The sequence below is a fragment of the Alicyclobacillus sp. CIJ1 genome (assembly GCF_057538885.1).
This window is the reverse complement of the sequence record NZ_BAAJPH010000067.1, coordinates 60,541-73,684: the sequence shown is the minus strand read 5'-3', so window position 1 is coordinate 73,684 and position 13,144 is coordinate 60,541. Positions and strand designations below refer to the sequence as shown.

Below are 13,144 nucleotides of genomic sequence, written 5' to 3'. Positions count from 1 at the left end.
TTCTCTCGGCGAGGAGGACGCCCAGTGTCACAGCCTAACATTCCGAATATCAACCCATCCATCACGCTCACTCGGGATGACGCGGTCAACCTGCTTCTCTCGTCCATCGCGCTCGAGGAACTCGGACTTGGCCACCTCACGAACGCGGAGGCGGAAAAGATCCAATACGTCCTCGGCACGCTGACGGGCGCCACCGGAACCCAACCGTCGCTGGATGACCTACTCACGCTCAATCAATCGGTGAACGCCACGCTGGACAACATCATCCGGAAAGAGTTGATCTTGGACAGCAAGCTTAGCAACGTGATGTCGCTAGCGAATGTCGGCCCTACCGGTCCCACAGGACCTACAGGGCCTACCGGACCGACGGGGCCCACAGGGCCAACTGGACCCACAGGACCTACAGGACCGACGGGTCCGGCTGGTGGACCTACGGGACCTACGGGACCTACGGGACCTACGGGACCTACAGGACCTACAGGACCGACTGGACCGACTGGACCGACTGGACCGACTGGACCGACTGGACCGACTGGACCGACTGGACCGACTGGACCGACTGGACCGACTGGACCGACTGGACCGACTGGACCGACTGGACCGACTGGACCGACTGGACCGACTGGACCCGCGGGTTCGAGCGCCATCATTCCGTACGCATCTGGGCTGCCCGTCGCGTTGACGACCGTGGCCGGCGGTCTGGTGGGCACCACGAGCCTTGTCGGGTTCGGCAGCTCAGTGACGGGCGTCACGCTGCTCGGCTCCGGCCAGATCGATCTCACGGGCGCCGGGGGGACGCTCCTCAACTTCGCGTTCTCCATGCCGCGCGCTGGGACCATCACGTCCATCATAGCGTACTTCAGCGCCACCGCCGCCCTGAATCTGCTTGGCACGACGGTGACCATCACCGCACAGCTGTATGAGTCGACGACGCCAAACAACACGTTCTCGCCCATCCCGGGGGCGTCTGTCACGTTGACACCTCTCACCGGCACCATCGCCGTGGGGCAAATCGCTACCGGCAGCGCCACGGGGCTTTCCATCCCGGTCAGCGCTGGCACGCGGCTTTTGCTCGTCTTCTCCGCGACGGCAAGCGGCCTGTCCCTCGTGCAGACCGTCGCGGGTTACGCCTCGGCGGGCGTTGCCATCAGTTGACCAAGGCTCGGAGACGGTCGAACTCCCTCTCAAGGATTCGGCCGTCTCCTGCGCGCGCTGCGCCGAAGGCTTTGGGCCCCCTTCCGCTCGAGCGGTGTCCACAGCTGGTGGGCCGGATCGCGCTCGATGCGAGAAACGCGCGACGCCGGGCCCCGCAGGAAGGGCAAGGAATGCAAGGTCTCCGCGTTCCTCGCGGACTTGCCAAGATGGCCACACGCCTCCTCCATTCGTTCAAGAAACCCTTGTCTCGCACGTCGCCAGGCGCCGCTCAACTCCGCGATTCCTGCGTCATCCACCCGCTGATCCACGAGGTGAACCAGCCGGAGCAGCACCACGACGCCCTCCCACACGCCCTGCGAACCGCGGTTCCGCCGTCCGCCTGCCGCGTGGCCGAGAGCAACCTCGAGTGCCTCGCATTCCCAGCGAAACGCCTCCCAATGTCCCGCGTACATGGCAAGCCGCGCGTGCGCCTCCTCCTCGGCGCACGGCCAGGTGTTCTCCATTTGTCGACACAAACGCACAAGGCGCTCGCGAAGGCACTTTAGCGATTCATGATGCACGAGCGCCATGAGCCCTGTCGATCCGGCATTCGCGCGCACCGCGGCGGCCAACAGGCGCGCGGACGCCGCCTCCAACTGAGCGAGCCGCTCCAGAACCAGAACAGCCGATGGAGCCCCTGAACGCGAGGCGATGTCCCCTATTCCCCGCAACATTCCGGAGCACCCTCGCAGGGCAGCATTCTCATCACCGCGTCGAGCTTCATCTGAAGCAGCAATTCCTTGCGAATGAGTGTGCGAAGCGTTCGCTCCACGGCCTCGTTGACACACAGCAGCTCTTCCATTGACAGGTGCGGATCCGCGACCGCCTTCTGCAACTTCTCGCCCTCGGCGTTCAGAATGTGGGCCAGCCCCAGCTCCTCCATCGCGATAGAGGCGAGCAAGAGATGAACCACCTGTTCCCTCGTCAGCTCGATGTCCGGCCGAATGTCCGGAATATTGGGCATGGACACAGCGCATTCCTCCCTCCCTCCACCTGTATGCAGGCCATCGCCCAAGCGCGCCAGGCGGACGCGCGCCTTCGCGCGACGGTCGTCCGCCGCATAAGGTAAAGGTGCAATCTGGGAGGAATGCGCATGGCCACCTGGTCCCTTTGCATGATTGTCCGAAATGAGGAGGACACGCTTCCGCGCTGCCTCGCGTCCGTCGGCGATCTCGCCGACGAGATCATCGTCGTCGACACGGGTTCGACGGATCGCACATCTGAAGTGGCCCGATCTTTCGGCGCACACGTGCACCCTTTCACGTGGCGCGACGACTTCAGCGCGGCGCGCAACTACGCGTTCAGCCTCGCGACAGCCGACTACATTTTCTGGCTCGACGCGGACGACGTCATCCGCGCAGAGGATTTCTCGACATGGAAAGACTTGAAGACCTCGCTGGATCCCGGTGTCGACGCCGTCACCGCCTGGTATCACCTCGCATTTTACGGCGATACACCATCGTACAGTTCCCGACTCGTCCGCGTGGTGCGGCGAGCTGCCGGCTTTCTCTGGCGTGGCCAGGTTCACGAATACCTGGAGGTCCGGGGCAACGTGCTCCACGCCGACGCGGCCGTCTGTCACCGCCCCGTGCGACACGACGCGGACCGCAACCTGCGCATCTACGAGGCGCGCATCCGCGCGGGCGAGATGCTTGGCGCACGCGACACGCTCTACTACGCGAACGAGCTCGTCGATCACGGCCGGATTGTCGAAGCGATGACCCAATACGAGGCGTTCCTCAAGATGCCTGACATTTGGAAGGAAGATGCCATCTTCGCGTGTTATCGGCTCTCGGATTGCCACCTCCGGCTCGGTCAGCAGGAGGAGGCGCGCATGGCCGTGCTGCGATCGTTCCTGTACGACGCACCCCGTTCCGAGGCGTGTTGCCGGCTCGGACACGCGGCGCTTGAACAGGGCGATCTCGACGCGGCGCTGTCGTGGTACCGGCTAGCCATCCTCTGCCGCCGCCCTCCTGGATTCGTGGGCTTTCTCAACCGCGCCTGCGAGACCTGGCTGCCCCATATCCAACTGTGCGTGATTCTCGCGCGGCTCGGGCGCATCCGGGAGGCTTACGAACACAACGAGTGGGCAGCGAAATTCCTCGGCAGCAAAGATCCGATGATTCTCCACAACCGCACGCAGCTCGCCGCAATGCTCCAAGCATCTGAGGGCGCGTGACGGGCAGGCCCGCCGCGCGCCCAAGCCTTACTTCTGCACGGGCTGCAGGTGTTGCATGACGATGGCCGCCGACTGCGCAAGCCCTATTCTCACAACTTTCACGCGAGGTCCGTTCCGCGGAACACCGCGGTTGACAGAAGGCCTGAGCTCAGGTGTCATGGTAGCAAACGCATCGGGGAAATTCGGCGGATCGGGAGGATGCGCATGGAACTTATCCAACTCGAGTACTTTTTGGCGGTCGCAGAGCACCAGAGCTTTCGCCGCGCTGCGGACGCCATCCGCGTCTCGCAACCCGCGCTGTCGCGCGCCATCCAGAAGCTCGAGGGCGATCTCGGCGCGCCGCTTTTCGTGCGCACCGCGCAGGGCGTGCGCCTCACGCCGTGCGGCGAGGCGTTTCTGCCTCACGCCCGCCAGGCGCTCACCGAGGTGGCCGCAGGCGTTCGCAAGGTCGCCGAGCTCGCGGGCCAGGCCCGGGGCGTGCTCCACGTCGGCCTCATCTACTCGCTCGGCACGCGCTTCCTCCCCGACGTCATTCGCACGTTCACCCGCACGCACCCCGGGGTGACCGTCCGGCTGTCCGAAGCGCCGACCCAGAAGCTCTTGCAACAGCTGGATGCTGGCGAGATCGACATCGCGTTCTGCACGCCGCAGCACGCGCCCCACCTCACGCTCGTCGAAATTCTGCAGGAGGAACTCGTGGCCATCGTCCCCCTGGATCACCCGCTCGCGGCGAAGGACCAGTGTCACCTGTCCGATCTCGCCGGCGAGCCGTTCGTGGCGTACGCGCGTGAAAGCGGTATCCGCCACGTGATTGAACGCTACTGCGCGGAGGCGGGATTCACGCCGCGCGTGGCCATGGAAGGTGTCGAGGATCTGACCGTGGCAGGGCTCGTGGCTGCGGGCGTCGGCGTCGCCGTGGTGCCCCTGCACGCCCAGATCGCTCAGCTGCCCGTCCACATCCTCCGGCTGTGCGAGCCGTGCAAGCGGTCCGTCTACATGGCCTGGCACAGCCACACGCCCCTGTCACCCGTCGCCCGCGCATTCATCGCATTCGTGAAGCGCATGTGCGCACCGTAACGGCCCGGGAGGCGTCCGTTTCAGACCGCGCATGGCGTCCAGCGCGCGCACGAATCCCCGCATTTCTACCCGAGCCCGGCAACCTGCTACACTTGAGGGTGGACGTTTTCAACGACGGGAAGGGGACTTCACGTGGAAATTCGCCGCTTCGTCATCTCGCCCATCCAGTCCAACTGCTACGTGCTTGCCGAGTCGTGGGAGCGCGGCGCGAACGCCGTCGTCATTGACCCGGGCGATCTCGCCCTGGATCCCGTGTTTTCATTCATCGACGAGGTGGGCCTCAAGCTCGTCGCCAACTGGAACACGCACGGCCACTTTGATCACGTCATCGGCGCGGACCGCCTGCGCCAGCGGTACGGCGTGCCGTCATATCTCCACCGGGACGATCTCGTCACGTGGAACCGCGCCCCGCACTGGTACCGGGCGTACCTCGCGGACGATGCGCCGGATTTGCGCCAACCGGACGCTTGGCTGCAGGACGGCGATGAGCTCACGCTCGGCGACGAGACGTTCACCGTGTGGCACACGCCGGGGCATTCGCCGGGGAGCGTTTGTTTCGTCGGCAAGCGTGTGGTGTTCTCCGGGGATACGTTGTTCGCAGGCACCATCGGCCGCGTGGATCTGGAGGGATCAGATCCGGGAGCCATGCAGGCGTCGCTCAAGCGCATCCTCCAATGGCCGGATGATCTCGAGATCTACCCAGGCCACGGGCCCGCGACGCGCATGGGACACGAACGAAGACACAACCGATTTCTGCTGGAGGCCATGCAGGGTTGAGAAGCATCGAGGCGGAGCGCATGCTCCGCCTCGCCCGTGTCATTGAATGGGCACTTTGGCCGCCGAAGACGCGCCCGGCTGGGCATTCGGGGACGGGATGGGGTCGAGATCGGTCAACAGGAACGCGTAGCTGAACACGCCAATCAAGAGGATCACGGCCGCGCACAGGAACGCATCCATGAACGATCCCGTCGCCTGCACAATGAAACCGGTTACAATTGGAGCAAGAATCCCCATTGAGTTATTGCCAAACGTGAGAAACCCCATCAGGACGCCCACTGTACCCTTGGGCGCGATAAACGTCGGAATGCTGCTCGCGATGGACGAGGTGCAGACCAAGGCGCCGAGCGCGATGGAGATGAAGAACACGGCCCAGCCTGGCGAACGCGTGTACGCGGCGCCGATGACGGTGAGCCCGAGGAGCAAGCACACCACGAGCACCGTTTTGCGCACCCGAAGCGGATTCCTGCCGCGCTTCACGAGCCAGTCGATGAGAAAGCCCGCGACAAACAACTCGGACGCGAACCCGACGAGCCAAGGAATGGCCGCGAACCAACCTGTCTTCAACACGGACATGTGCATCTGGTCCTCCAGATAGCCCGGAAGCCAGGACAAGAACAGCCAGAACGAGTAGGCGTACGCCGCAAATCCGATGAACACGCCCCACACCTTGCGGTAGCGCAACAGATGGCCCAAGTTGCGCCACAGCCCGCCTTCCGCTTGACCTTCCTCCTGCGATCCGCCCTCCTCGATGTACGCCAACTCTTCCCGCGACAACCACTTGTCTTCGCGCGGATCGCGATACATGGCCCAGTAGATGAACACGTAAACGACGCTCAGAATGCCCGTTGCGATGAAGCCACCGCGCCAGCCCCACTCCGTGATGGCAAACGCCAGGAGCGGCGCGCCAATCGCGCTCGCGAGCTTGGACTCCGAGTCATACAGGGACACCGCCCGCGCGCGCTCCGCGACGGGGAACCAGTAGCCCACGGACTTCACCGCCGCCGGGAAATACGGCGCCTCGCCGATGCCAAGCAGCACGCGCCCCAGCAGGAGCAACCCCTGCCCCGTGGCCGCCGCCGTGACGAAGCAGGCGATGGACCACAGCACCATCCCCAAGCGAATGACCCATTTGACGCCAATTTTGTCGAGCAAGGCACCCACCGGAATTTGCAACAGCGCGTACGACCAACTGAAGGCCGAGAGCACGATGCCCATCTGGCCAGCCGTCAGGTGAAACGTGCCCTCAATTGGCTTCGTGGCCATCGAAGTGGCCGACCGGTCCAAGTAGTTGACAATCACGCCCACGGCGATCAACACGCCGATCCACCAACGCCGGTGTTTCACGCCATCTCCTCCTCGTCTCACGGATTACGCCGACCGCCATCTCGCCTCTTCAAGCGATTGCAGAAGCGCCGGAAAGCCTCGCCGGCCGAAGTACTCGAGCGATACGAATCCCTGATATCCGCGCGCGGCAAGTTCCCGCAGCACGCGGTCGTTGTCCACGTCCCCCGACGGATCGAACGCCGAGACGGGGACGCTCTGGTACCACGCCTCATGATTCCAATGATAGTTTTTGCAGTGCACGTGCCGAACGGCTGGATACACCTCCCGAAGCACTTCGAGCGGGTCGAGGTGATCCGGGTTGAAGTTGGCAGCATCGAAAATCAGGCCGAGATCGCCACCCGGAACCGAGTGAAGCAGGCTTCGCAGGCTGTCGAGGGAGTCCGCAAACGTCTGGTAATGGGTCTCCACCAGGAGGTCCGATCCCATGCTTTGCGCGATGAGGCGCGCTTCGACCAATGCGGCCAGCGACTCGTCCCACAGCTCGGGGCTCGCCGCGCGCGAAGGCAGGTGCCCGAAGAACGTCCGAATGGCGGCTCCGCCAAACGCGGAGGCCATCTCGGCGTAGCGGCGCACGTCCTGGAGGTCCGAGTCGCGATCGCGCGGGCTGCGGGAGAAGTAGGTGTAGCCGCTGATGACCGGCACGCTGAGACCCTCGTCGGTGAGCCTAGACGCGAGTTCCTCGAGCGCCGACCGGCCGGCCGCGGCATAGGGCTCCACATGGCCGACCCAGAGTTCCAGACCGTCCACGGGGACGCCGGACCTCCGCCAGCTGCGGACGAGCTGTAGGATGTCGTCGAGCGACCGCTCCTTCATCCCGGTGGTGCACACGCTCCACTTCACCGCGATGCACCTCCTTCGAAGGCGATGAGCGCCTTGCCTGGCTTGCCGGAAAGCGCGTGACGGTACGCCTCGGCGTATGCCTCGAGCGGCCATACGCCCGCACACAGGTTGTCGAAGGCGTGGCGCAGGTCGGGATCGCCCTTCAGTCGCGCGAGCGCGTCCTCGAAGTCGTGTCGGACGTAGATGATGGACCCGAGAAGGGACGCCTCCTTGCGGACGAACACCTGCATCGGGAGACGCGCCTCCTCCGCCAGACCCAGCGCGACGATGCAACCCCCTGGTTGCACGCACGCCACGGCCGTGGCGATGGCGTCCGGCGCACCCGCGGCCTCGATGACCACCGCGTAGCTGTCGAGCGCGAGCTCCGCGGCGAGCGCCGTCCGCACCCCGGGCACAATCCCTCGAACGAACGCCAAGCGATCCTCACGGACGTCCGCCGCCGTCACTCGGGCGCCGAGCGACTGCGCCAGCATCGCGCAGAGCGCGCCCTCCGTGCCGCTGCCCAGGACGAGCACCTCATCGCCCGCGTTAATCCGTGCCCGGTGGACAGCGTGCCACGCCACGGCAAACGGTTCCACCATCGCGGCCTCCACGTCGCTCACCTCGTCGGGCACCGGCACCGCGTACTTGGCCTCCATCAGCCAATCTTCCGCGAATCCCCCCGGCGCGTTGATGCCAATGGACGCCTTGTGCACGCACACGTTGGTCTGCCCGCGGCGGCAAGGCGCGCATTCGCCGCAATAGGTGTTGGGAATGATCACGACGCGATCGCCCGGCGCAAGGTCCACGCCTTCCCCCACTTCGACGACGCGGGCCACGAGTTCATGTCCTGGGCGGACGGGATAGCTCGCGTGGCGCAGGTGGCCGTGATACACCTTGGTATCCGAGCCACAGATGCCGCCCATGATGGTGTGAAGCCGCACCTGACCGGCTCCCGGCGATCCCGCCGCCTCTGCTTCGCACAGGTGCAAGCGCGAAGGCGCTTCCATCACCAGTTGTCGCATGGGTGTTCACCTCGAATCTCGCTCGCACTTCCCCGGCCGGGTTGATTTGAATGTACCATCCGCAGGCGCAATAGCGCCAATACCGTTCTTGCGCCCGGGCGATGCACAACGGTTATCGGCACTGCCGCGGGGATCAAAAAAAGCCCCCTGCGGCGGGGCGTGCGGAGCCGCAGGGAGGAAGTGGGAACTGGATGGGACGGTTGCGAGCATCAGTGACGAATTAGGTAGTCAAACGCGCCGAGCGCGGCGGTCGCGCCGGAGCCCATGGAGATGATAATCTGCTTGTACGGCACATTGGTGCAGTCGCCCGCCGCAAACACGCCCTCGACGCTCGTCTGGCCACGGCTATCGACGACAATCTCGCCGAACCTCGTCTTCTCGACGAAATCGCCGAGCCACTCCGTGTTCGGCACGAGGCCAATCTGCACGAACACGCCTTCGAGCTCCAGCTGGTGCTCCTCGCCCGTGGCGCGATCGGCGTAGCGGATGCCCGTCACGCGCTCCGTGCCGAGGATCTCCTTCGTCTCCACGTTCGTAAGCACCGTGACGTTGGGCAGACTGAAGAGCCGCTTTTGCAAGATCTCGTCTGCCTTCAGCTGCGGCAAAAACTCGAGCACGGTGACGTGCGACGCGAGCCCGGCGAGATCGATGGCCGCCTCGACGCCAGAGTTGCCGCCGCCGATCACGGCCACGCGCTTGCCCTGGAAGAGCGGGCCGTCGCAGTGCGGGCAGTAGGCCACGCCCTTGGTCTGCAACTCCTTCTCGCCAGGGACGCCCAGGTTGCGCCAGCGCGCACCTGTCGCGATGATGACCGTCTTCGACTTGAGCGTCGCACCGCTTTCGAGATCGACCTCGATGAGATCGCCTTTTCGCAATTGTTTCGCGCGTTGAGATTTGATAATGTCGATATTGTAATGGCGGACATGTTCCTCAAGCTGGGCGGCGAACTTCGGCCCTTCGGTGTATTTCACGCTGATGAAGTTCTCGATGCCGAGCGTGTCGTTCACCTGGCCGCCGAACCGGTCCACCACGATGCCGGTTCGAATGCCCTTGCGGGCCGCGTAAATGGCCGCACTCGCGCCCGCGGGGCCGCCGCCAATCACCAGGACGTCGTACGGATCGCGCGCATTCAGGTCGGAGACGTCCGCTTGGCTGCCGAGCTTCGCGAGAATGTCCTCCACCGACATCCGACCGCTCTCGAAGAACTCCCCGTTGAGATACACCGTCGGCACCGCCATCACGTTCTTCTCTTCGACTTCCGACTTGAACACGGCGCCGTCGATCATCGTGTGCCGGATGTTCGGATTCAGCACGCTCATCAGGTTGAGAGCCTGCACCACGTCTGGGCAGTTGTGGCAGCTTAAGCTGACGTACGTCTCGAATTCGTACGTGCCCTCGAGGCTCTGAATCTGACGAATGACCGACTCCTCCACCTTGGGCGGCCGACCGCTCACCTGCAAAAGCGCCAGAACGAGCGAAGTGAACTCGTGTCCAAGCGGTGCGCCGGCAAACACGATGCCCGTGTCCTCGCCCGGGCGGTTCACGCTGAAGCTCGGACGCCGCGGAAGATCAGCCTCTTCCACGTGAATCTTGGGCGACATCGATTTCAATTCGTTCACGAGCTCCATCATATCGCGGGAGGCGTCGTCGGACCCGGGCGCAACCCGGATCACGACGTCGCCTTCCATGAGCTCGAGGTACTGCTTCAGTTGCTCTCGAATGTCATCGTCGAGCACCATGGTTAGGCCAACACCTCCTCAGATCTTGCCGACGAGATCGAGGCTCGGCTTGAGCGTCTTCTCGCCTTCCTTCCACTTCGCCGGGCAGACCTCACCAGGGTGATTGCGGACGTACTGAGCGGCCTTCACCTTCGGAATCAGCGTCGAGGCGTCGCGGCCAATCCCGTCGGCCGTAATCTCGATAGCCTGGATGACGCCGTCCGGATCGATGAGGAACGTGGCGCGCTCCGCGACTCCCTGATCCTCGATGAGCACGTCGAAGTTGCGGGAAATCTCGTGCGTCGCGTCGCTGATCATCGTGTAGGTGATCTTCTGGATGGACGGCGACACGTCGTGCCAAGCCTTGTGCACGAAGTGCGTGTCCGTCGAAACGGAATACACTTCGACGCCGAGCTTCTTCAGCTCGTCATAGTGCTCCTGCAGATCCTCCAACTCCGTCGGGCACACGAACGAAAAGTCCGCTGGGTAGAAGCACAGGATGCTCCACTTGCCCAACAGATCTTGATCCGTCACCTCAATGAACTCGCCGTTGCGGAATGCCATGGCCTTGAAAGGTTGAATTTTCTTTCCCACGAGCGACATGGACAATCCTCCTCCTTCGTAAACTAAATGGATAGATGTATGTCCTCCGCCGAAGCGGGATGGACCGAAGTGGGCTCGTCTCGCACGCGTGAGCGCTTTGCAGAATGAGAACGTTGAATTATAATCAACTCGTAACGAGTTGTACTTTAGAATCGTTCTCATCTAGGTCGCATTATAAAAAAAGTGATGACGGTTGTCAAAGGGGATAGAATCGAGTAAAACCACGGATGAAAGGAGGGGGTGACATGCAGGCGCAGAAGGACGCTGTGCAGTTGTTGAAACATGCCGGCCTGCGCGTGACCCCGCAGCGAGAAGCCATTCTCCAGTTTTTGCTAGACTATAACGGTCATGCGACCGTGGACGATATTTACACGTCGCTCCAGGACCGCTTTCCTAGCATGAGCGTATCCACCGTCTACAATACAGTGAAGCAACTGTCGCAGGTGGGCCTTGTGAAGGAGATTGGCGTTGGCGACGGCGCGAGCCGGTTCGACATCAACGTCGAACCCCACCATCACCTCGTCTGCACGCGCTGCGGCGCGCTGTTCGACTTTTACCTGGAGGAGCCGATTCGCTTGTCCGTTCCGCCAGAGGCCGAGGGATTCGATGTGGAAGACTACCACGTCGAGGTGCGCGGCGTCTGCCCGCGGTGCAAGAAGCAGCAGGTGTCGTGACAAGTTCATCTCGAGGTGTCTTTCGACACGAAGGGACCAGCTGTCACCTGCCTGGTCCCTTCTCCGTGCCCTTCTCAACCTTCGTCAGTGAACCCGCTTCTCCATGCCAGCCCACAGCATTTCGCGAAGCTTAAACTTCTGAAGCTTGCCCGTCGCTGTTCGAGGCAACTGATCCACGAAGTAGAATGCCTTCGGCACCTTGAAGTGAGCAAGTCGCGCCCGGCAAAACGCCCTCAGTTCCTCTTCCGTCAATACCGCCCCCGGCCTCTTCACGACGAATGCAACGGGAACCTCGCCCCACTGATCGTCCGGCCTCGATACAACCCCAGCCTCAATGACGTCGGGATGCTCATAGAGCACACCCTCGACCTCCACAGACGACACGTTCTCGCCACCCGAAATGATGATATCCTTCAGCCGATCGACAATTTCGATATGCCCATTCGGGTGGACAACCGCCAGATCGCCCGTGTGAAACCATCCATCGCGAATGACCTTGGCCGTTTCGTCCGGATTTTTGTAGTAACCATCCATGACGACGTTGCCGCGCGCTACAATTTCGCCTACCTCCTGACCATTCCACGCTACTTCCTGACCGTCCTCGCGCACCACCTTCACTTCTCCGGCAAACACCATTTCCACTCCTTGCCTCGCCTTGGCTCGCGCGCGAGCATCACCTTGGAGCTGCTCATGGTCCTGCGTCCACTCGCAATAGGTAATGAACGGAGAGGTTTCCGTCAGACCATAGACGTGTAAAATTTCCATTTTAAGAAATTTTTCCGCCTTCTCGATCACGGCCGCAGGCGGCGGGGAACCCGCCGTGGCCATGCGAGTGCGGCGATTCAGTTGCACATGCTCCACATCAGGATGTTGAAGGATCATGTTGAGAACCGTTGGCGCTGCGCACGCGAGGGTCACCCCCTCGTTCACATACAGGCGAAGGATGACCGCCGGATCCACCTTGCGCAGACAGATGTGGGTGCCGCCCACCGCCGTGATGGCCCACACCCCTCCCCAGCCGTTCACATGAAACAGAGGCAGGGTATGCAAGTACACATCGTCATGCGCGACGCGAAGATGGAACAAAAAGTCGGCCGCGTTGAGGTAACTGTTGCGGTGCGTGAGGACCACGCCCTTGGGCCGTGAGGTCGTCCCACTCGTGTAATTGATACTGAGCGGCTGATCTTCATCAATGTGGGTCTCAATGGAGTCATCCGAAGCGCGCTCAAGCAATGCCTCGTAGTCGTAAGCATCGAGGGGCGAATCGTGGCTTGCAATCTGAATGACGTGGCGCAGTCCAGATCGTCCGCGTAGGATGGGTTCCACCACATGACCCCACTCACTATCGACAATGAGCACCTCGCTCTCGCTGTGATCGAGAATGTAAGCGATTTCCTCAGGCTGGAGACGAATGTTGATGGGCACAATGATGGCACCCAACTGGCAGATGCCAAAGAAAGCTTCAAGCATGGGATGGGTGTTGGGACACAGCACCGCGACCTTGGAACCTTGGGCCACACCAAGCTCCAGCAGGGCATGGGAGAGCCGGCCGACGCGGCTCGAGAATTCAATGTACGTAAACCTTTTCTCACCATCCACCACAGCGGTCTTGTGTGGATAAAGCTTGCGCGCCCGGCGCAGCCAATCGACAGGCGTGAGCGGAACTTTCATGAGCATCCTCCCGGCACGATAGAATATCAAAATCTACATGATACTCTGACATATGGACTT

13 protein-coding genes are annotated in these 13,144 nt (G+C 62.6%); 5 read left to right on the top strand and 8 right to left on the bottom strand.

Annotated elements, in window-relative coordinates:
- The first annotated feature begins 24 nt into the window (after positions 1–24).
- Positions 25–1,155 carry an exosporium glycoprotein BclB-related protein gene (locus tag AC27E8_RS03790; protein WP_487111337.1) on the top strand — a complete coding sequence of 377 codons (1,131 nt, stop codon included), beginning with the start codon at positions 25–27 and terminating at the stop codon, positions 1,153–1,155.
- A 29-nt stretch (positions 1,156–1,184) separates the two neighbouring features.
- Here AC27E8_RS03790 and AC27E8_RS03785 read toward each other — a convergent pair whose 3' ends face one another.
- Both AC27E8_RS03785 and AC27E8_RS03780 read right to left on the bottom strand, forming a co-directional pair.
- Positions 1,185–1,868, bottom strand: coding sequence for a hypothetical protein (locus AC27E8_RS03785; RefSeq protein WP_487098544.1), 684 nt, complete (start codon positions 1,866–1,868; stop codon positions 1,185–1,187).
- Positions 1,853–2,158: an alpha-helical endospore appendage domain-containing protein gene (locus tag AC27E8_RS03780; protein WP_487098585.1), complete on the bottom strand. Its 306-nt coding sequence runs from the start codon at positions 2,156–2,158 to the stop codon at positions 1,853–1,855. The genes AC27E8_RS03785 and AC27E8_RS03780 overlap by 16 nt, the downstream gene beginning before the upstream one ends.
- A 129-nt stretch (positions 2,159–2,287) precedes the next feature.
- Here AC27E8_RS03780 and AC27E8_RS03775 point away from each other — a divergent pair, with 129 nt between their 5' ends.
- From AC27E8_RS03775 to AC27E8_RS03765, 3 genes are all read left to right on the top strand, one after another.
- The gene (locus tag AC27E8_RS03775) at positions 2,288–3,373 is read left to right on the top strand and encodes a glycosyltransferase family 2 protein (protein ID WP_487098545.1); all 1,086 of its coding nucleotides are present in this window, start codon (positions 2,288–2,290) and stop codon (positions 3,371–3,373) included.
- A gap of 204 nt (positions 3,374–3,577) precedes the next feature.
- Positions 3,578–4,450 carry a LysR substrate-binding domain-containing protein gene (locus tag AC27E8_RS03770; protein WP_487098546.1) on the top strand — a complete coding sequence of 291 codons (873 nt, stop codon included), beginning with the start codon at positions 3,578–3,580 and terminating at the stop codon, positions 4,448–4,450.
- 132 nt (positions 4,451–4,582) lie between these two features.
- Positions 4,583–5,227 (top strand): MBL fold metallo-hydrolase, encoded by a 645-nt coding sequence (locus tag AC27E8_RS03765; RefSeq protein ID WP_487098547.1) that lies wholly within the window; start codon positions 4,583–4,585, stop codon positions 5,225–5,227.
- 39 nt (positions 5,228–5,266) lie between these two features.
- On the opposite strand, the gene AC27E8_RS03760 is transcribed toward AC27E8_RS03765, so the two are convergent.
- From AC27E8_RS03760 to ahpC, 5 genes are all read right to left on the bottom strand, one after another.
- On the bottom strand, positions 5,267–6,574 hold the full coding sequence (locus AC27E8_RS03760; protein WP_487098548.1) for an MFS transporter: 1,308 nt from the start codon (positions 6,572–6,574) through the stop codon (positions 5,267–5,269).
- 24 nt (positions 6,575–6,598) lie between these two features.
- The gene (locus AC27E8_RS03755; protein ID WP_487098549.1) at positions 6,599–7,414 is read right to left on the bottom strand and encodes a sugar phosphate isomerase/epimerase family protein; all 816 of its coding nucleotides are present in this window, start codon (positions 7,412–7,414) and stop codon (positions 6,599–6,601) included.
- Complete coding sequence (locus AC27E8_RS03750; RefSeq protein WP_487098550.1) at positions 7,411–8,418, bottom strand: zinc-dependent alcohol dehydrogenase; 1,008 nt, start codon at positions 8,416–8,418, stop codon at positions 7,411–7,413. The genes AC27E8_RS03755 and AC27E8_RS03750 overlap by 4 nt, the downstream gene beginning before the upstream one ends.
- 209 nt (positions 8,419–8,627) lie before the next feature.
- Positions 8,628–10,157: an alkyl hydroperoxide reductase subunit F gene (gene ahpF, locus AC27E8_RS03745; RefSeq protein ID WP_487098551.1), complete on the bottom strand. Its 1,530-nt coding sequence runs from the start codon at positions 10,155–10,157 to the stop codon at positions 8,628–8,630.
- Positions 10,158–10,175: 18 nt separating this feature from the next.
- The gene (ahpC, locus tag AC27E8_RS03740) at positions 10,176–10,739 is read right to left on the bottom strand and encodes an alkyl hydroperoxide reductase subunit C (protein ID WP_487098552.1); all 564 of its coding nucleotides are present in this window, start codon (positions 10,737–10,739) and stop codon (positions 10,176–10,178) included.
- A gap of 245 nt (positions 10,740–10,984) precedes the next feature.
- On the opposite strand from ahpC, the gene AC27E8_RS03735 reads away from it, so the two are divergent.
- The gene (locus tag AC27E8_RS03735) at positions 10,985–11,413 is read left to right on the top strand and encodes a Fur family transcriptional regulator (RefSeq protein WP_487098553.1); all 429 of its coding nucleotides are present in this window, start codon (positions 10,985–10,987) and stop codon (positions 11,411–11,413) included.
- An 84-nt stretch (positions 11,414–11,497) separates the two neighbouring features.
- Here the strand turns inward: AC27E8_RS03735 and AC27E8_RS03730 are convergent, their stop codons facing one another.
- Positions 11,498–13,084: a long-chain-fatty-acid--CoA ligase gene (locus AC27E8_RS03730; protein ID WP_487098554.1), complete on the bottom strand. Its 1,587-nt coding sequence runs from the start codon at positions 13,082–13,084 to the stop codon at positions 11,498–11,500.
- Positions 13,085–13,144 lie beyond the last annotated feature (60 nt).

Bases quoted from the DNA above. Each gene is read 5' to 3' on its own strand.
- AC27E8_RS03785 (WP_487098544.1), bottom strand. From the start codon at position 1,868: ATGTTGCGGGGAATAGGGGACATCGCCTCGCGTTCAGGGGCTCCATCG.
- AC27E8_RS03775 (WP_487098545.1), top strand. From the start codon at position 2,288: ATGGCCACCTGGTCCCTTTGCATGATTGTCCGAAATGAGGAGGACACG.
- AC27E8_RS03750 (WP_487098550.1), bottom strand. From the start codon at position 8,418: ATGCGACAACTGGTGATGGAAGCGCCTTCGCGCTTGCACCTGTGCGAA.
- AC27E8_RS03730 (WP_487098554.1), bottom strand. From the start codon at position 13,084: ATGAAAGTTCCGCTCACGCCTGTCGATTGGCTGCGCCGGGCGCGCAAG.
- ahpC (WP_487098552.1), bottom strand. From the start codon at position 10,739: ATGTCGCTCGTGGGAAAGAAAATTCAACCTTTCAAGGCCATGGCATTC.
- AC27E8_RS03735 (WP_487098553.1), top strand. From the start codon at position 10,985: ATGCAGGCGCAGAAGGACGCTGTGCAGTTGTTGAAACATGCCGGCCTG.
- AC27E8_RS03770 (WP_487098546.1), top strand. From the start codon at position 3,578: ATGGAACTTATCCAACTCGAGTACTTTTTGGCGGTCGCAGAGCACCAG.
- ahpF (WP_487098551.1), bottom strand. From the start codon at position 10,157: ATGGTGCTCGACGATGACATTCGAGAGCAACTGAAGCAGTACCTCGAG.
- AC27E8_RS03780 (WP_487098585.1), bottom strand. From the start codon at position 2,158: ATGCCCAATATTCCGGACATTCGGCCGGACATCGAGCTGACGAGGGAA.